This is a genomic window from Ferdinandcohnia sp. QZ13, assembly GCF_031324165.1.
Classification (GTDB): domain Bacteria; phylum Bacillota; class Bacilli; order Bacillales; family Bacillaceae_L; genus Ferdinandcohnia.
Genome location: NZ_JAVIVW010000001.1, coordinates 991,772 through 1,009,232 on the forward strand (window position 1 = coordinate 991,772; position 17,461 = coordinate 1,009,232).

19 protein-coding genes are annotated in these 17,461 nt (G+C 38.6%); 8 read left to right on the forward strand and 11 right to left on the reverse strand.

The window, feature by feature from the left end; translation table 11 throughout:
• Window positions 1–16: 16 nt before the first annotated feature.
• From RGU12_RS04790 to RGU12_RS04815, 6 genes are all read right to left on the reverse strand, one after another.
• Window positions 17–706 (reverse strand): copper homeostasis protein CutC, encoded by a 690-nt coding sequence (locus tag RGU12_RS04790; RefSeq protein WP_309535045.1) that lies wholly within the window; start codon window positions 704–706, stop codon window positions 17–19.
• Between the two features lie 83 nt (window positions 707–789).
• Window positions 790–1,278: a DUF1648 domain-containing protein gene (locus tag RGU12_RS04795; protein WP_309535046.1), complete on the reverse strand. Its 489-nt coding sequence runs from the start codon at window positions 1,276–1,278 to the stop codon at window positions 790–792.
• Window positions 1,279–1,337: 59 nt separating this feature from the next.
• Entirely contained in the window at window positions 1,338–1,832 is a 495-nt protein-coding gene (locus tag RGU12_RS04800; protein WP_309535047.1) for a hypothetical protein, read from the reverse strand.
• A 142-nt stretch (window positions 1,833–1,974) separates the two neighbouring features.
• The gene (locus tag RGU12_RS04805; protein ID WP_309535048.1) at window positions 1,975–3,042 is read right to left on the reverse strand and encodes an ABC transporter permease subunit; all 1,068 of its coding nucleotides are present in this window, start codon (window positions 3,040–3,042) and stop codon (window positions 1,975–1,977) included.
• Window positions 3,035–3,919 carry an ABC transporter ATP-binding protein gene (locus RGU12_RS04810; protein WP_309535049.1) on the reverse strand — a complete coding sequence of 295 codons (885 nt, stop codon included), beginning with the start codon at window positions 3,917–3,919 and terminating at the stop codon, window positions 3,035–3,037. Before RGU12_RS04810 ends, RGU12_RS04805 begins: the two co-directional genes overlap by 8 nt.
• A complete protein-coding gene (locus RGU12_RS04815; RefSeq protein WP_309535050.1) occupies window positions 3,912–4,307 on the reverse strand; it encodes a GntR family transcriptional regulator in 396 nt (131 codons plus the stop codon). Before RGU12_RS04815 ends, RGU12_RS04810 begins: the two co-directional genes overlap by 8 nt.
• 216 nt (window positions 4,308–4,523) lie before the next feature.
• Between RGU12_RS04815 and RGU12_RS04820 the strand changes: the two genes are divergently transcribed.
• From RGU12_RS04820 to RGU12_RS04835, 4 genes are all read left to right on the forward strand, one after another.
• Complete coding sequence (locus RGU12_RS04820) at window positions 4,524–5,756, forward strand: aminopeptidase (protein ID WP_309535051.1); 1,233 nt, start codon at window positions 4,524–4,526, stop codon at window positions 5,754–5,756.
• A gap of 240 nt (window positions 5,757–5,996) precedes the next feature.
• On the forward strand, window positions 5,997–6,848 hold the full coding sequence (gene nadC / locus RGU12_RS04825) for a carboxylating nicotinate-nucleotide diphosphorylase (RefSeq protein WP_309535052.1): 852 nt from the start codon (window positions 5,997–5,999) through the stop codon (window positions 6,846–6,848).
• 58 nt (window positions 6,849–6,906) lie between these two features.
• Window positions 6,907–7,920 carry a TAXI family TRAP transporter solute-binding subunit gene (locus RGU12_RS04830; RefSeq protein ID WP_309535053.1) on the forward strand — a complete coding sequence of 338 codons (1,014 nt, stop codon included), beginning with the start codon at window positions 6,907–6,909 and terminating at the stop codon, window positions 7,918–7,920.
• Between the two features lie 15 nt (window positions 7,921–7,935).
• Window positions 7,936–9,867 carry a TRAP transporter permease gene (locus RGU12_RS04835; protein ID WP_309535054.1) on the forward strand — a complete coding sequence of 644 codons (1,932 nt, stop codon included), beginning with the start codon at window positions 7,936–7,938 and terminating at the stop codon, window positions 9,865–9,867.
• A 48-nt stretch (window positions 9,868–9,915) separates the two neighbouring features.
• Here RGU12_RS04835 and abc-f read toward each other — a convergent pair whose 3' ends face one another.
• Window positions 9,916–11,604: a ribosomal protection-like ABC-F family protein gene (abc-f, locus tag RGU12_RS04840; protein ID WP_309535055.1), complete on the reverse strand. Its 1,689-nt coding sequence runs from the start codon at window positions 11,602–11,604 to the stop codon at window positions 9,916–9,918.
• Between the two features lie 303 nt (window positions 11,605–11,907).
• Here abc-f and RGU12_RS04845 point away from each other — a divergent pair, with 303 nt between their 5' ends.
• Together RGU12_RS04845 and RGU12_RS04850 are read left to right on the forward strand one after the other, a co-directional pair.
• Window positions 11,908–12,840 (forward strand): CobW family GTP-binding protein, encoded by a 933-nt coding sequence (locus RGU12_RS04845; protein WP_309535056.1) that lies wholly within the window; start codon window positions 11,908–11,910, stop codon window positions 12,838–12,840.
• Between the two features lie 114 nt (window positions 12,841–12,954).
• The gene (locus RGU12_RS04850) at window positions 12,955–13,149 is read left to right on the forward strand and encodes an alpha/beta-type small acid-soluble spore protein (protein WP_057996587.1); all 195 of its coding nucleotides are present in this window, start codon (window positions 12,955–12,957) and stop codon (window positions 13,147–13,149) included.
• Between the two features lie 77 nt (window positions 13,150–13,226).
• On the opposite strand, the gene RGU12_RS04855 is transcribed toward RGU12_RS04850, so the two are convergent.
• Window positions 13,227–13,382 carry a hypothetical protein gene (locus RGU12_RS04855; RefSeq protein ID WP_309535057.1) on the reverse strand — a complete coding sequence of 52 codons (156 nt, stop codon included), beginning with the start codon at window positions 13,380–13,382 and terminating at the stop codon, window positions 13,227–13,229.
• Between the two features lie 172 nt (window positions 13,383–13,554).
• Here RGU12_RS04855 and RGU12_RS04860 point away from each other — a divergent pair, with 172 nt between their 5' ends.
• Window positions 13,555–13,740 carry a hypothetical protein gene (locus RGU12_RS04860; RefSeq protein WP_116350992.1) on the forward strand — a complete coding sequence of 62 codons (186 nt, stop codon included), beginning with the start codon at window positions 13,555–13,557 and terminating at the stop codon, window positions 13,738–13,740.
• 110 nt (window positions 13,741–13,850) lie between these two features.
• Complete coding sequence (locus RGU12_RS04865) at window positions 13,851–14,069, forward strand: spore germination protein (RefSeq protein WP_309535058.1); 219 nt, start codon at window positions 13,851–13,853, stop codon at window positions 14,067–14,069.
• 38 nt (window positions 14,070–14,107) lie between these two features.
• Here RGU12_RS04865 and RGU12_RS04870 read toward each other — a convergent pair whose 3' ends face one another.
• The 3 genes from RGU12_RS04870 to RGU12_RS04880 all read right to left on the reverse strand — a co-directional run bounded on the left by RGU12_RS04870 (window position 14,108) and on the right by RGU12_RS04880 (window position 17,404).
• Complete coding sequence (locus RGU12_RS04870) at window positions 14,108–15,727, reverse strand: ABC-F family ATP-binding cassette domain-containing protein (protein ID WP_116350994.1); 1,620 nt, start codon at window positions 15,725–15,727, stop codon at window positions 14,108–14,110.
• A gap of 177 nt (window positions 15,728–15,904) precedes the next feature.
• Complete coding sequence (locus RGU12_RS04875; protein ID WP_309535059.1) at window positions 15,905–16,249, reverse strand: DUF4257 domain-containing protein; 345 nt, start codon at window positions 16,247–16,249, stop codon at window positions 15,905–15,907.
• Between the two features lie 195 nt (window positions 16,250–16,444).
• Entirely contained in the window at window positions 16,445–17,404 is a 960-nt protein-coding gene (locus RGU12_RS04880) for a nucleoside hydrolase (protein ID WP_309535060.1), read from the reverse strand.
• Window positions 17,405–17,461 lie beyond the last annotated feature (57 nt).

The following is a 17,461-nucleotide window of genomic DNA, read 5'->3' on the forward strand; positions in this document are numbered from 1 at the left end:
AGACATCCTTGTTGTTTTATCCTAGTATTTCTCTTATCTTTTTAATAGTATTCCCATTTATTGGTTCGCTAAACTTCCCATTTATACGAACAGCCGATCCGAAATGGTATTCGGTTGCCTGAAGTTTTTGGTGAATCTCCACAATGTTATTATGAGACAGTCCAGATCCAGGCATAATGACTGGTGATGGTTTTTCACGAGAGAGCGCCAACATTGCCTTGAGATTTTCTACACCATCTATTGCCTTTGGAGCACCTCCAGAGGTTAACACTGTTTGAATCGAATCACTGTATTTTTGCAGGGTTTTATAGGCTTCAATAATATCCTTCGCTTCATCAATCGCACGGTGGAAGGTAATCTTCATTCCATCCGCTACATTAATCACTTTTTTAAGAAAAGCTTCATCTATTTCTCCATTTTCAGTTAAAGAACCAAACACAATTCCAGTCGCGCCAAGTTCCTTACACACTTTAACATCCTCTAAAATTACCCGCTTGTCATCTTCTGAATATGTAAATGAATAGCCGTGAGGACGGACCATGACATGGACGGGAATTGAGACAGCCTGAACAACATCCTTGATGATGCCATAAGAAGGTGTCAAACCTCCTTCCGTCATTGCGGTAACTAACTCTAAACGATTTGCCCCATGTTCTTCAGCTAACTTTGCATCCTCTGCATGTTGAACAATAATTTCTATTAACATTAATGTCTACCTACTTTCATTGGACCACGGGGACGGTTCTTGTGGTCCCTAACAGGTAACCACAAGAACCGTCCCTCTGGTAACTATTTGATCATCTTGTAAATATAATAACCCATTGGTCCAAAAATAGACAGGAGTAGCCCAATCATATACCACATACCTAGCCCTTCATTACCTTGTGCGACATTGACCATTTCCCACGTGCCAATCGCAAAAAAGAGAGTTAGCAAAAAATTCATCGTAATGAGCATTTTTCGAGAGATTCTATACAGTTTTTCCGCATTTTCTGGTGTTACCTTTACCGGATAATTATGAATATGTGGAAACTTACTTAGAATAAACATCATTTTAAATAAAAAAGTTGCGATAATAGGAAGAATGAGCACACTCCATTTTCCTCCCCACCTATCAGGCTCCCCCATGATATTAAAATGAGTCGGGATTCGGTCTGGAATCTCACTCCAATTCAAGATGACAAACCCATACATGCCAAGTAAAAATAGTATCGAGAGCAACTCTATTATTTTTTCAAATAAAGTTTTCGGCAGCTTTAATTCTTGTTTTTCAGACATAATAAAGCACTCCTTCCTCATACCTGTTTATACGAGTAAGGAGTGGCAAGGGTTTCATTTTATGAAAGAAATTTTAGCAATTTGTCCAATGTCGTTTTCTCAAAGTCTTTAACGGCAGTTAAATAGGGCAAGGTCATTTCTTCAGTCAGATTACCCCAACTAAGAACTAGAGGGATTGACCCTGTAATCGTACCGTCTTCTAAAATAATCGTACCTAGATAGTCTAATAGTTGTTCGCGATCAATAATGGCTTCACCAGTGCCATCATTTTTTAATTCAATATCCCCTGAGATCGAAGTCCCTTGAATGTGAAACATAACCTCATTTGGAACCGGAGAACCTACCCCATTGTATGTAAGTTTAAGAATGTCTGGAGGCGTCTCTTTCATTTCACTATAATTTACATACTGTAGTTGAGCGGACCATGTATTGATCGTTTCTGGTGTCTCTACTGGCTGAAACACCACCATTTCATACCACTGCAACTCTTCCTTATTACACCCCGCAAGCAACATCATGATGAGAACGAACAATAAAATCCTTAACAGTTTCAACTTCTCATCCCCCTTATTAAAACTTGGGGACCACGGGGACGGTTCCTGTGGTCCCTCCTTTTCATTTTAGGAACCAAGAGAACCGTCCCTTTGGCGCCCTAGCGCCATTGGCAACCTGGCCCCACTGGCAACCTCTGATCCTTTATTTCTTTCCGAATTGCATTCTCATTCCTGCTATTTTTGTCAGGATAAAGTAGGCAATGATACTGAATCCAAGTCCTCCTAGGTGATAGGATAGGAGGTTTGGCGGTTCATCGTACCTATTGGACTGGCCAAATACCATTCCACCAAATAGATAGAAACAGATGAACACACCTACTTTTAGGTATGGAAGCAGATTTTCATATGCCAAGATTTTACCGTTGTTTTCACTTTTTATTCGAGTTGATAATCGCTTAATCAAGTATAAAGAGAGAATCGTTACAAGAATCGGAATGATAATGACTGACAACTCACTTAAAAATGTAGCCTGTTTCCAAACAAAGATTTCATTTATCCCATGTTCAAAGTCCAATAAGAGTAATGGGAATGAGAGATTTTCAGCATAGACATCAAACCCTTGGATTCCGTATTTTTCTTTTATAAAGTAGTCACCTGTGATGGCTCTGTAGTGAGTAGAAATTCCTTGCATCACTAAGTTATATAGTCCGTATGGCAAGAATAGAAAGATATAACTAAAGATAAATTGCGATACAAAGCTTGCTCCAATTAAGCCAATAAACAGACTAAACGTAAAGACCCCAATAAGAGTGGCAAGAGCAATCAAAAAATAATACCCAAGTGCAGCTAATGGAAGATATTCATTCAACACAGAATTACCAAGCACAAACATTGAGATTATCACACTTACGGCCACTGCTAGTGTCAGATGAAATAGGCCAAAAATCCACTTTGAGAAAAAGATATCACTTCTCTTGTAAGGCAATGCTAGTGTGAAGTCCAAGCTTTGATTTGTCCGTTCTAATCCAATTAAAGCTGTAGCCAACAGTATGGTCGCAAGAACTTGAAATAAACCTACTTCCAAGAAATTTCCAAAATACAAGGTGTAGGGATCTGAATTTCCCCATTCATCCCAGTTTAAAAGTGAATTTTCTTCGATTTTTAAAAAATCATTCAGTTTATATGGAAAGTAAAGACAAACCAACCAAAGTCCCCATACCACAAACTTTGATTGCTTATAATTCCTTAGCCAAAGTGCTTTATTAAACAAACTCATCCCCTCCTAATGCAGACACAAACATGTCTTCAAGTGACATAGGTAATTCTTCTAATAGTAATGGTTGCTCCGCTTTTAATCGTGATACCACTTCTTCTGTGTTTCTTTTTATTAAAAGGGTGTGGACCCGACCAATTTGAGATAGGACTACTATGTTTGAAATTTGCTTTAGTTCTTCAGGAATCCCGTTTTCTTTGAAAACCACCTGAACCTTTTTATAATGCAGTCTTGATTCCTCCATTGTGACGATTGATTCGACCTCGCCATCCTTTAACATGATGATGGTATCCGCGATTTTCTCGAGTTCATCTAAATGATGACTAGAAATCAAAAGAGAGATCTTTGATTCTGACACTTCCTCTAATAAAAACTGGAGAATTTTCCTTTTTACAATTGCATCTAGCCCGTTAGTTGGTTCATCCAATATAATCAGCTTTGCTCTCGTTGAAATAGCCAAAATGATAAATAACAAAGCCTTCATCCCACGTGAAAAATTCCGAATTTTACTCTTTTCTGGAAGGTTAAAGCGTTGTAAAAGCTGATAAAAATAGGGTTTATCGAAATTCACATAAATCGCTTCATATAGCGTCACAAGCTCTTTGATACTGTAGCCATTAAATGTTGCATTCGAATCTGGAACAAACACCATATCCCCTTTCACCTCAGGGTTTGTCACGATGTTTTTCCCTTGAAACACAACCTCCCCTTGATCCGCATCTAAAATGCCAACGAGGCTTCTTAAAAGTGTTGTTTTTCCGACTCCATTTCGTCCGACCAAGCCAACAATTGATCCTTCGCCAATCGAAAAAGAAATATCGTGTAAGACTTTTTCTCCCTCAATGCTTTTTGAAAGATTTTGTACATTAAGCATTGCTATCCTTCCCCCCTAACTCCTCTACATACTTTTCGATCCACTCAACAAATGTTTCTTTATTTATCCCGAGATAAGAAGCTTCTACGAGTAAATGCTTTAATGTTTGTTTGATTTCCTCCACTTTTTCATCATCCACCTTCTTTGGAAGCTGTCCGGAAACAAATGTACCCTTTCCCCTTCTTGTTTCGATAATTCCCTGTCGTTCAAGCTCTTGATAGGCTTTGCTGACGGTGTTTGGATTAACAAGTAAGATTGAAGAAAGCTCGCGAACACTTAATAATTTTTCATCAGGCTGAAGGACTCCTTTTAAAATGAGTTCCTTGACTTGGTTTACAATTTGTTCCCAAATCGGTGTATTACTCCGTTCATCTAACTGAAAATACAAGCAAAACACCCCTTTCAGTAGTTCTATGTCAACCGTGCTTTGTGTGTATTATATCATATAGTACACTTAATACATTAAATCACATACATCATCATGTCAATATACGTTCGCCTATTTTTATAAAATTTGTATTTCGCTCACCGAATCTGTTCTGTTACACTAGAAAGGTGTCACTTACATTCGTGCTATGTATAGCACCACAAAAGGAGAATACATATGTCTAAATTCGAAAAAATGCTTGAAAAATATGCTGATTTAGCTGTTCGCGTTGGTGTTAATGTTCAAAAAGGACAGAATCTTCTTATAAATGCACCTATCTCAGCGGCAGAATATGTAAGGAAAGTTGTAAAAAAAGCCTATGAGGCAGGAGCAAGAAATGTATACATTGAGTGGAATGATGACGAAATTACACGCACACGTTTTGACCTGGCACCAGATGAAGCATTCCTTGACTATCCAATGTGGAAGGCAAAGGGAATGGAAGATCTTGCGGAAAACGGAGCAGCCTTTTTATCAATCATTTCCTCCAATCCAGACTTATTAAAAGGCGTCAATCCTGAGCGCATAGCCAATGCTAATAAAACGGCAGGTAAGGCACTTGAAAAATATCGAAATTACTCTCAGGCTGATAAAATCAGCTGGTCTGTCATCGCTGTCCCTTCTGAAAGCTGGGCTGAAAAAGTTTTCCCGGATCTGTCAGCCGAGGAGCAAGTCGAAAAATTATGGGATGCCATTTTCCAAGCAACTCGTGTTGATGTTGACGATCCTGTTCAAGCATGGAAGGAACATAACGCAACCTTACATGCTAAGGTTGAATACTTAAACAAGAAAAAATATAAAAAATTACATTATAAAGCACTTGGAACTGACTTAGTCGTTGAATTACCTGAAGACCATGTATGGATTGGCGGCGGTGGCGAAAACGAACAAAACATTGAGTTTGTTGCGAATATGCCAACTGAAGAGGTGTTTACAGTTCCCAAAAAAGATGGTGTAAATGGATATGTCAGCAGCACTAAGCCACTTAATTACGGTGGAAGCCTAATCGATCAATTTACTTTAACCTTTGAAAATGGACGAATCATTGATGTGAAGGCTGTAACAGGTGAAGATACCTTAAAACGTCTTATCGAAACAGATGAAGGTAGCCACTATTTAGGTGAGGTTGCACTTGTTCCACATAGCTCACCTATTTCACAATCAAAAATTCTTTTCTACAACACGCTTTTTGATGAAAATGCGTCTAATCACTTTGCGATTGGTAATGCCTATGCGTTCTGTATTGAAGGTGGAAAAAAGATGTCACGTGATGAGCTTGTGAAGAAAGGTGCAAACTCAAGTATCACACATGTCGACTTCATGGTAGGCTCAGGTGAAATGGACATCGACGGCATCACTGCCGATGGCAAAATTGAACCTGTTTTCCGCAACGGAAACTGGGCTTTTTAACAAAGATGCACCATCAGGGATTAGCTCCCGATGGTGCTTTTTTTATTCCATCAACCCTATCCACATGCAATTACAACCAAAAATTTTTATCATTGATACTATTGATATTCTGTTGGTATTGTGTAAATATAGATGACAAGACAGGTGTAATTCCATGCCCGTATACACATGATTTTTTTAACGAAATATGCCTAAGTTTGTGAAATTATTATCAAACTTTATTAGGTAAGGAGGCAAACTATGAATCTATTAAAATTACGAAAAATGCTACAGGTATTTTTACTTGAGGATATTGGTGAACAAGATGTCACTAGTCAATCGATTTTTCCGCTTGAGCAAACCAGTCAAGGAGTGTTCATTGCGAAAGAAAATGGAATTATTTCCGGATTGTCCATTATTAAAGAAGCTTATCATTTGTTAGATCCTTCTATTAAAGTCGAACAACGTTTTTCTGACGGTGATCGAGTTTCAGTTGGTGATACCATTGCAACTGTTAGCGGCCCCACTGCTCACCTGCTTACTGGTGAAAGAGTCATTTTAAATCTCTTGCAAAGAATGAGTGGAATCGCAACGGTCACAAACAGATGTGTGGAGGCTTTAAACGATCCTACCATTCATATTTGTGACACTAGAAAAACCATTCCAGGACTTCGGATGCTGGATAAATATGCAGTCGTATCCGGCGGTGGCAAAAACCATCGATTTGGCCTCTATGATGGTGTCATGATTAAGGATAACCATATTGCTTATTGTGGGTCCATTACAAAAGCGGTTCAAGCCGTACGCGAAAAAATCGGTCACATGGTAAAAATTGAGGTTGAAACGGAAAACGCAGAAGAAGTTTTAGAAGCGGTAAATGCCGGTGCGAATGTCATCATGTTTGATAATCGTAGCCCGGAAGAGGTAAAGGAATTTACACAGTTAGTACCAAAAGACATTATCACCGAAGCCTCTGGAGGAATTACCTTAGATAACTTAGCAACCTACTCCGGAACAGGTGTCCAGTTTATTTCATTAGGATTTTTAACACATTCGGTTAAAGCCCTAGATATTAGCTTACAGGTAAAAGAAGGAAACAAGAAATCCCTCTGATTTAAAAAGTTGAGTGTAGATTCATAATCAATAAGATCACCCATTGGGGGTAAACATAATGTCTCACAGAAATTGGACTTTATCTTTCATTTTAATAGTAAGTAGTTTACTACTGGCAGGTTGCATGAATAAGGTCGGCGCGGTTGCTGTCAATACTTCAGACGATATTCGAACGACCATCATCGGTGGACGAACAGGTGGTGCATGGTCTGTTTTTACAGAAGGAATCGCTGAATCGATTCGTCGAGAAAATAAAGGATCGCTGATTACGGTAGAACCAGGCGGAATTGTAGAGAATCCTGCGAGTGTCGGAACAAACACTGTCCCATACGGAATTTCATACGCTATGACAGCATACGCGGCATTCAGTGGAACAGAACCCTATAAAAAAGCCTATCCAGATATACGGGCAATCAGTGTTGTCATCCCTGCTAACTATTATCAGCTGATTGCGCGAGGTGATGTGAAATTTGATTCATTAGATGAGGTCATTGAAAAGAAAGCTCCGATACGACTTGCTGTTGACCAGAGAGGTTCTGCTGGTGAAATCATTACTAGAGCAATACTACAAGAATACGGGGTAACTTATCAAGACATTGATTCGTGGGGTGGTTCTGTGGATCATTTAAGTGGGTCAACGACATTTGAATTGATGTCAGACAATCGAATCGATATGACAGGAGATGCCGTGTCTGTTCCTTCTAGTGATATTTTAGAGGCTTCCACAACGAATGATTTGAAATTTATATCAATGGATCAAAATATCCTACAAGCTGTGGCTGAAAAATTAGGAATGGAACAAGGTACGATTACGAGAGGTAGCTATCATTTCTTAGATCAAGATATGAGTACCGTATATACCCCAGCGATTTTGATTGTTCATAAAGATGTACCGGAAGAAGAAGTGTATCGTGTCACAAAAGCAATCTACGAGAACTTTGAATACTTAAGTACCGTTCATAAAGAGTTTAAAAATCTTTCAGAAGAAAACTTTAGTAAGGTTGGGAACGTCCCGCTTCATCCAGGTGCGGAAAAATTTTTAAAAGAAAAAGGACTCATTCACGAATTCTAGAAGGGAGCTCCCAACATGATGGGCTTTAAAAATATCATAACAATAGCCTTCACGGAAGGTGAAAAGCGTCACTTAACTGGACCACATTTTAAGTTATTTATAGGTTTCGCATCGATTCTATCATTGTTCCAAGTTTGGTCCGTTATTTGGGGAAAATTAGATCCTATTCAGTTGTTGGCGACGCATTTATCTCTCATTCTGTTATTAACTTTTACGTTTTATAGTTTTTCAAAAAAGAATGAAACAAGTGCTTCACCAACAGTTCTAGACTATATCTGCTCATTTTTAGCAATTGGTGCGGGAATCTATTTTAACATCCATGCAGAACGAATATCGGAACGAATCCCGATTGTCGACCCATTGTCTTCTATGGATATTCTAGTTGGTTTCCTATTTGTCGTGTTAAGTATTGAAGCAGCACGCCGGACGATTGGAATGCCGATTGTCATCATTGTATTCATTGGAATCGGTTATGCTCTATGGGGTCATCATTTAGGAGGACTTATCTGGCATCGGGAGTTTTCATTCTCAGAGGTTGTTGAAGATTTAACTTATAGTTTTAATGGATTATGGGGTTCACCGATTGCAGTGGCAGCGTCTTTTGTATACATGTTCTTACTGTTTGGATCCTTTTTACAAAAAGCAGGTGCTGGTGAGTTTTTCTTTCAGTTATCAACCGCTTTGGCAGGAAGGTCACGGGGCGGTGCTGCGAAGGTTGCTGTTTTAACAAGTGCGTTTTTTGGAATGATTTCTGGAAGCCCGACAGCTAATGTTGTAACGACAGGCTCCTTTACCATCCCCGTCAGCAAACGCTCTGGTTACAAACCTTCATTTGCGGCAGCAGTTGAAGCTGCAGCATCGACAGGAGGTAGCATCCTTCCACCAATTATGGGATCCTCTGCCTTCTTAATGGCAGCAATCACACAGATTCCTTATATTTCAATCGTCATTGCGGCGATTATTCCGGGAATTTTATACTATCTCTCCTTACTTGCCATGGTTCATTTTGAAGCTGTGCGATTAGATTTACCAAAGGCAAAAAAAGAGGATATCCCTAAAGTTTCGGATGTTTTAAAAGCAGGCTGGTATTACTTTATTCCACTCGTTGTCTTACTCGTTTTTCTTTTAAATGGGTATAGCGCATCAAGAACTGGTTTTTATGGGGTATTAGCCATTGTGATTGTGAGTTGGTTTCGTAAAAAAACGCGGATGGGTATTAAGCAAATTTTCGAAGCAATGGTGGATGGTGCTAAATCCTCTATCCCTGTCACAACGGCATGTGCAGCAGCAGGTTTAGTGATATCAGGTATCATGTCAACTGGCCTCGGGGGGAAGTTAACGAGTGTCGTACTTGGCTTAACGGAAGGTATGCTTATTCCAACTTTACTATTAACTATGGTTATTTGTATTATTTTAGGAATTGGAATGCCAGTTGCGGCTGCGTATATTTTAACAGCCATGTTAGCTGCACCCGCATTAATGGAGTTAGGTGTATCCTTAATGTCAGCACATTTATTTATCGTTTATTTCTCAATTTTTTCTGCGATTACACCACCTGTTGCTGTCGCAGCCTATGCTGCAGCAGGAATTGCCGATAGTAACCCTAATCAAGTGGGACTAGAAGCCGTTCGACTTGGAATTGTCGGTTTCATCGTGCCATTTATGTTCGTGCTAGAACCTGCATTATTGCTTGAAGGTTCTCCGCTTGAAGTCATAATTGCATTCTTTACTGCCGTAGTCGGCGTTGTTTCACTAAGTGCTGGAATCATCGGCAGATTTCAAACTAAAGCAAACGTACTAGACCGAATTCTCTTAATCATAAGTGGGCTATTGCTCATCTATCCACATATTCTATTCAGTGGTATAGGTATTTTCATATTCGCATTCGTTTTTATACTTCAGAAGAAGCGTCAGATCCCTTTCACCCCTATTCAAAAAGGGGCATAAACAATAGAGAAAAGTTCAGTGTTGTCAAGCACTGAACTTTTTTTTGAATTATAGTTCTCTTTTCAGTTTCATTAATTCCAGTAGTTTTTTATCTAGCTCATCGTATTTTGAATCATCCTTTGATAACAATGACAATTGTCCGATTATCGCACTAATCTCATTTTCGATAAGCAGCTTTTCTTCTGCCTTGTTTTGTGTAGTGACGGGTCCGATCTGGTCTTTGCGCTGATATTCCTTCAGCCCCATTTCGACTCTTTTAATAACACCATTATCAAAAACAAGAAGTTTGTCACACATTTTTTCAAGAAAATAATAATCATGGGAAACGGTCAGAATCGTTCCCTCAAATGTTTGCAGCATATTTTCAAGAGACTCGCGGCTTGCAAGATCAAGGTGGTTGGTCGGTTCATCTAAAATTAATAGATCGACCTCATCCAATAACAATTTAACGAGTTTCACCCTTGTTCGTTCACCCAAGCTTAAGGACGATATGGGCTGATTGATTTTATCTGCTTGAAATCCAATGTTTGCAAAAATAGTCCTTGCCTCACTAATTCTATCCTTTACGGTGAGCCCAAGGTATTCAAGAATTGTCTTCGTTTCATCCAAGTCCGTTACATCCTGAGACAAATAGCCGATTTTTAAGGAATGACTTTTCCAAAGCTCCCCTGTTGATAGTGTTGAATCTCCCATAATGACACGAAGCAATGTTGTCTTTCCACAGCCATTTTCACCAAGAATACCTATTCGTTCTCCAAACTTTACATAAAAATGGCTTTCTTGAAACAATAGCCTCTCGCCAAATCTCATTCCTCCATTGTTCAATTCAACAATCCGTTTCCCCCGCTTTTTACTCTGTTTAAAATGAAATTGGAGTTCCTCTTTTTCCTTTGGCTTTTCAACTTTGTTTTTTTCGAGTTCTCTTTCAAGACGATTCTTTTTTGACTTTATCTGTTTATCCATTTTCTTTGCCTTCACTCGATAAAATTCTTTAAAGCCCTCCTGCTTCGTCGATTGGCGATGCGCTTTGTCTGACCAGTTTTGCAAATTGCTTAGCTGGTTTTCAATTTTCTCTTTTTGTTTTTGTTGAATGTCATAGCGATGAAGCTGACTTTGGTATTGCCTTTCCTTTTCTTTATAAAAATCGGTATAATTTCCTTCGTAAATGATTGAATCTCCATCCTCAATCTCAATAATTTGACTTACTGTTTGATCAAGGAAATAGCGGTCATGCGAAATTACAATAATGGCGCCCGGAAAGGCCTTCATTTCCTCAATCAGCCACTCTACTCCTTTAAAATCAAGATGGTTAGTCGGTTCATCAAGCAATAAAAGATCCGTTTGGGATGCCCAAACCTTTGCCAGTGATAGCTTTGTCTTCTCGCCCCCACTTAAGTGGGCTCCGCGATGATGATCCCATGTTTGGACTTTCGTTAACCCAAGCTGGCTAGTTTGCTTCAACATATCTTTTGACATTGTTGCTTCCTCTAGGTCACCAAGCGCAATATCAGCAGCCTGCTTTACATAACCAATTAAAATCGGTCCAGACGGCATTTCGACATTCCCTTTATCCATCTCTATTTTTCCCGTTAAGATGTTTGCCAATGTTGTCTTCCCGGCTCCGTTATTCCCGACAATCCCGATTCGAGCTCCCCTTTGGACGTCAAATTCAATATGATTTAAAATGATCTTATCTCCATAGCTTTTGTGGACCCCACTTATTTTTAAAATCGTCATAAAAAAACCTCCCTAGTAAGTACCTAGAGAGGACACATTTTTCCCAATACAAATAAACGTACAAATGTATGGTACACAAATGGACATGGAAATGGGCATAGTAATCCTATTCTCTAGATACTCGATATTTAAAAAATCGGTACGAAAATAAGATTAGTTGTCCATTGCCCCTTACCATTCCTTTCGAATTTTGTTAGTTCTAGTATATGTTCATTGAAAAAATCTGTCAAATTCGACTTTTCTTCCATGTCAGAGATAATTCGTTATAATAGGAGTAATCATATAAAAGAATGAGGAGTTTTTATGGAAAAAGTTGAGGTTTTTATTTTATCTGGATTTTTAGGAAGTGGGAAAACCACTTTATTGCAAAATATTCTGAACGAAGAAAAAGAATTAGGCCGAAAAGTAGCAGTTGTAATGAATGAGTTAGGCCAGGTTTCAATCGATTCAAATGCCGTTTCAGAAAATACACCTCTGAAAGAATTATTAAATGGCTGTGTTTGCTGTACAATTCAAGGTCAGCTTGAAGTTCATCTCCAAGGACTTCTACAGGACTACGATCTTGATGCAATTTATATTGAAACAACGGGGGTTGCCCACCCAATTGAAGTGTTGGATGCCTGTATGTCTCCACTATTTGCAGATCAATTATTTGTCCAATCGATAGTGTCCCTAATCGATGTGAATCGTTGGAAGGAAAGAAACTCATTAAGTGCTCAGTTGCAAATGCTCTTACGTGAACAAGTTTATCACGCAGATGTATTGTTACTAAATAAAATCGATCAGTTGTCAGAGATGGAACAAGGACAAATGATCTTTGAAATTCAGTCAATTAACCGTGATGCAAAATGCTTATTGACGAAGTATGCTTCCGTGAAGCTTGATGATTTACGAACGATAAAAAAGACTGAGCGAAAACCACACGAACGTGCCCATGTCCATCTTGATTTAAAGCTAAAAACATATGTACATACATTTTCAAATCCACTTGACCTTGATTTGTTCGAGGATTGGCTAAGAAAAATGCCTGATACGATTTACCGGATTAAGGGTTATTTAAAGTTTACCCATTCGAATCATACTTATTTGTTCCAATACTCCTATGGAACACCCATTTACTTAAAAGAGCTAATGAACTATAAGCCGACGTTGGTATTTATTGGTGAAAAATTGGATCCACAATGGATGAAGGCTGAAATGGAGAAACTTGAGGAAGAAAGTATGAAGGTTGAATAATCATTTTTGGCGGAAGTGGTCGTAATTCCCAAGCATCATTTCCGCATTACGTGACACCTTAAAAATGAGTAATCGTTTGGTTACTCAAAAAAACTTAGTCGGGAGTGATGTATCATGGCAAGAAACAAACTATTGGTTCCAGGTGCTGAAAATGCTCTAGATCAAATGAAAGAAGAAATCGCCAATGAGTTTGGAGTTCAGCTTGGTGCAGATACGACCGCACGTGCTAACGGCTCCGTTGGGGGCGAAATGACGAAACGCCTCGTTGCCATGGCACAGCAACAGCTTAAAAATGGTTCACAACAATAACCATCTTTTTTTAGGGGCCCTTGTATGAGGGCCTCTATTTGTGAAGCAACGAAAAACTAAAAAAACCGCCACTTTCCTTAGAAGTGAACGGTTTTTTCAACATATATGTTCTCAGGCGTCATCATCACAGTTGGATTTTCCTTTGCCTCGATTGTCCTTACTCCAAATAAAATCATTCCCACAACCAAAAGTGCAAACAACAATACAATGATACAATTTTTTACTAATGCCATCTTTCCCACCCTATCCATTTTTAAAGCATACCTAATTTGCTTTTTCCAACAAAACCATTCTATTCACGACTTTCGTTTTTATTCCCAAATATTAAAAAATGATTAAAACATCCTCACTACCCACACCTTCCCCTCAGGTGGGACATATAGTGTAGTAAAGGAGGGAAATCACTTGGATAAATATGTTTTCTTATTTGTTGCATGTATTTTAGCTGGCTTTGCTCTTATTAAAGTAACTGCTTACGATACCGTTTTAGGAAGTTTACATTCAGTATTTATTTTAGTAGGTGTCCTTACAATCATTGTCTTTTCTTTCGTCCTTATATTTAAGGGGATTTTAGCTTTATTAGGTAAATGATAAGCCTCTTTATGGCTTATCTTTTTGATTTTAGGGGTTTGTACCTTTCATAATATTTTAAGAAGCTATATGCTAGTACTACCAAAGGTATGGAAGGTGGTACATGGTATATGACTTCAATCTTTTTAGGACCCATCGAGATTAACCGGAATGAGGGAACCATTATTGCCGGGAACTCATTTAATGTTTCTCCCACCTCAACTGGAAAAACATATGCAGGTGCTGGTTCATTAAATACGGGTGTTAATATTACCATTCATAGTGGTAAAAGTACATCCAATACGTATGATTCTGATGGCAGAGATTCATCCATTTCAGAGGCAGAATAAAATACCGTCTCCCATGAGGAAGACGGCTTTTTTACATATTACGCATACATAGCTTCTATTTGTTTTTGAAGCTCCGTATTTTCAAGATATTCATCATAAGTCATTTGCTTATCAACAAGACCATTTGGTGTGATTTCAATAATGCGGTTTGCAATTGTTTGAACAAACTGATGGTCATGTGATGTAAATAAAATCGAACCTTTAAACGCGATTAAGCCATTGTTTAAAGCGGTAATGGACTCAAGGTCTAAGTGGTTTGTTGGATCATCAAGCAATAATACGTTTGAGCCACTTAACATCATTTTTGAAAGCATACAGCGTACTTTTTCTCCTCCTGAAAGAACGCTAGGCTTTTTCAAGACCTCTTCTCCAGAGAAAAGCATTCTTCCTAAGAATCCACGTAGGAAGCTTTCACTTTGATCATTTGGCGAGAACTGACGAAGCCAGTCCACTAATGTTGGCTCATTCCCCTCGAAATATTTCGAGTTGTCCTTAGGGAAATAGGCTTGAGACGTTGTAACACCCCATTTGAAGGTACCACTATCTGCTTCCATTTCACCCATCAAAATCTTAAATAATGTTGTGATTGCTATTTCGCTTTTACCTACAAACGCAAGCTTGTCGCCTTTATTCATAATAAAGCTCACATTATCAAGCACCTTCACACCATCAATTGTCTTTGTAAGACCTTCTACACGTAATAAGTCATTACCGATTTCACGCTCTGGGGTAAATCCGACGAACGGATATCGACGCGAAGATGGTTTAATATCATCCAGTGAAATTTTATCTAAAAGCTTTTTACGAGAAGTTGCTTGTTTTGATTTAGATGCATTTGCACTAAAGCGCGCAATAAAGGCTTGAAGTTCTTTAATTTTCTCTTCTTTTTTACGATTTGCATCCTGTGCCATTCTTGAAGCAAGTTGGCTAGATTCATACCAGAAGTCATAGTTCCCAACATAGATTTGAATTTTTCCATAATCAAGGTCAGCCATGTGGGTACATACCTTATTTAAGAAATGACGGTCATGGGAAACGACAATTACGGTATTTTCAAAGTTAATTAAAAATTCTTCAAGCCACTGGATCGCTTTTAAATCCAAGTTATTCGTAGGCTCGTCGAGTAAAAGGACATCTGGTTTGCCAAATAAGGCTTGCGCTAATAACACTTTTACTTTCTCAGAACCGGTTAATTCTGCCATTTTCTTCGCATGTAGCTCCTCTGGAATTCCTAGTCCTTTTAAAAGGATTGCAGCTTCAGATTCTGCTTCCCACCCATTCAATTCCGCAAATTCGCCTTCAAGTTCAGCTGCTCTCATGCCGTCTTCATCAGAGAAATCTGGCTTCATATAAATGGCATCCTTCTCCTGCATCACTTCAAAAAGACGAGCATGTCCCATGATTACAACTTTAAGGACCTCATGTTCTTCATATTCAAAGTGGTTTTGTTTTAAAATCGCTAAGCGTTCTCCTGGTGTCATGTGAACATCACCAGTTTGTGGCTCAATTTCACCAGAAAGGATTTTCAAAAAGGTTGATTTTCCGGCACCATTTGCCCCAATCAAACCATAACAATTTCCCGGTGTAAACTTTATATTAACATCTTCAAAAAGCTTGCGATCACCATAACGCAAACTGACATTTGTAACTGTAATCATATATAATAAATCCTCCATTTCATATCACTGCTACTGATTATACCATTTTAATAGACACAACTCTAGTTCTAGCAGTTTAAGGACTTAGATTAACATAAAAATGACTCTTTTCACAGATGTCCTGCAAAAAGAGTCGCCTAGAATACATCGCGTTTTTCTTTTGTTTCTTGTTTTAAATCAAATGACATCATTCTTCTTATTGCTCTCCTGTTCTTGATTTGTTTCCACTGGCAATTCCGTTTGTCTTTCAGCACGTCTCACGAATTCAACTCTTTGCATGATCCTTTCTCCCCCGTAACCTGCCAAAATTGAGAGGAACACTACTCGAAAAATCGAATCTGTGTCACTCGATGCTACGACTAAAACTGCCGCAACGGTTCCGATAATCATTTCTTCTAAGAAGCCGAGGTAGATGAAGCGTTTTGTCACACGAGGTTTTTCGATTTTCCCCTGTTTTTTAGCATGTCCCAACAACCCCATAGAGCCACCAATAAAGATTGCTAGCAAGAGATGTAACAACATGTCATCACCCCCTAAAGTCCAGATTTAGTAATGCTTGACCTTAGGCAAAAATGGAAGCTTCCTTATTCACATTATATGCCAAATGTTGATAAGAAAGCTTGGGTATATTTTCCGAAAATTTAAAATATATTCATACTACCAATGCACTATTTCTTATTGTAAAATTGCTTCGGGATTCGAAAGAACTACATATTCCTACCTATCTACATCACCCATCGTCATTACTTGAATAAATTCAGTAATGAATTTTTTATAATCAAAGCGTAAGGCAATTCGGTCTAATGTTTCAGGTGGCTCCTTATCTGGGTTCGCTCGAAAATCTGCGACGCTTACACCCTTTAAAATTCCGAACAATTCAACATTTACCCTACGATGTGCATATTGTACAATTGATGGATTGACAATTGCACTTAAAGCAACAACGTCATGCAATGGCGTCCCTTTAATTCCAGGTACGCTTTTTTTATAAAATTCATAATAATAATCGAAAATGGGTCGTATTAAACCGCGGTATGGATTACGAGTTCCATAGCGGACAATCGTATCAACAATATCGGCAGTCAAGAGAGCTTGGATTGTAATATTAAGCGGATGAATCGCAAGGTTTTTTGCACGCTCACAAACAAGGTTTGAGGCAATCGGATCTCCGTAAAAATTCGCCTCGGCTTCGGCAGTGACATTACCAGGAACAAAAAAAGCACCGCCCATTACATAAATTCCTTTTACTTTATTCATAACCTCACCGCCTAGAAGAAAAGCAATTGCAAGAGAGGTTGATCGCCCTACATCGACGATATAGAGTTCGTTTTCATATTTTTGAATGATTTTAAATATCTCATCAAAATTTAATAACTCTCCAGTTTTTAATGTATCAGGTGGACGAATGGGGCCAAGCCCTTTTTCTCCATGAATTTCAGGATAATAAGGGGTGAATTCTCCGGATAGAGGCCCCTTCGCCCCTGCAATGATCGGGATATCTCTTTTACCTGCAAGGGATAATAAATAGGCCACATTTTGAACAGCTTGTTCTTGTTCAATATTTCCATAGCCCGGTACGATACCGACAAACTCAATATCTGGATGGAGCAATCCGTACATAATTGCAAGTGAATCATCAATTCCCGGGTCTCCGAAAAATAATACCTTAGCTGCCATCGTTATTGCTCCCTTCATATTTTTGTATAATACTCACTATATGAAGGGCATACGAAA

What these genes read in the sequence shown, in the direction of transcription:
- RGU12_RS04790 (WP_309535045.1), bottom strand. Translation starts at nt 706, where the DNA reads ATGTTAATAGAAATTATTGTTCAACATGCAGAGGATGCAAAGTTAGCT.
- RGU12_RS04795 (WP_309535046.1), bottom strand. Translation starts at nt 1,278, where the DNA reads ATGTCTGAAAAACAAGAATTAAAGCTGCCGAAAACTTTATTTGAAAAA.
- RGU12_RS04810 (WP_309535049.1), bottom strand. Translation starts at nt 3,919, where the DNA reads ATGCTTAATGTACAAAATCTTTCAAAAAGCATTGAGGGAGAAAAAGTC.
- RGU12_RS04820 (WP_309535051.1), top strand. Translation starts at nt 4,524, where the DNA reads ATGTCTAAATTCGAAAAAATGCTTGAAAAATATGCTGATTTAGCTGTT.
- nadC (WP_309535052.1), top strand. Translation starts at nt 5,997, where the DNA reads ATGAATCTATTAAAATTACGAAAAATGCTACAGGTATTTTTACTTGAG.
- RGU12_RS04830 (WP_309535053.1), top strand. Translation starts at nt 6,907, where the DNA reads ATGTCTCACAGAAATTGGACTTTATCTTTCATTTTAATAGTAAGTAGT.
- RGU12_RS04835 (WP_309535054.1), top strand. Translation starts at nt 7,936, where the DNA reads ATGATGGGCTTTAAAAATATCATAACAATAGCCTTCACGGAAGGTGAA.
- abc-f (WP_309535055.1), bottom strand. Translation starts at nt 11,604, where the DNA reads ATGACGATTTTAAAAATAAGTGGGGTCCACAAAAGCTATGGAGATAAG.
- RGU12_RS04845 (WP_309535056.1), top strand. Translation starts at nt 11,908, where the DNA reads ATGGAAAAAGTTGAGGTTTTTATTTTATCTGGATTTTTAGGAAGTGGG.
- RGU12_RS04850 (WP_057996587.1), top strand. Translation starts at nt 12,955, where the DNA reads ATGGCAAGAAACAAACTATTGGTTCCAGGTGCTGAAAATGCTCTAGAT.
- RGU12_RS04855 (WP_309535057.1), bottom strand. Translation starts at nt 13,382, where the DNA reads ATGGCATTAGTAAAAAATTGTATCATTGTATTGTTGTTTGCACTTTTG.
- RGU12_RS04865 (WP_309535058.1), top strand. Translation starts at nt 13,851, where the DNA reads ATGACTTCAATCTTTTTAGGACCCATCGAGATTAACCGGAATGAGGGA.
- RGU12_RS04870 (WP_116350994.1), bottom strand. Translation starts at nt 15,727, where the DNA reads ATGATTACAGTTACAAATGTCAGTTTGCGTTATGGTGATCGCAAGCTT.
- RGU12_RS04875 (WP_309535059.1), bottom strand. Translation starts at nt 16,249, where the DNA reads ATGTTGTTACATCTCTTGCTAGCAATCTTTATTGGTGGCTCTATGGGG.
- RGU12_RS04880 (WP_309535060.1), bottom strand. Translation starts at nt 17,404, where the DNA reads ATGGCAGCTAAGGTATTATTTTTCGGAGACCCGGGAATTGATGATTCA.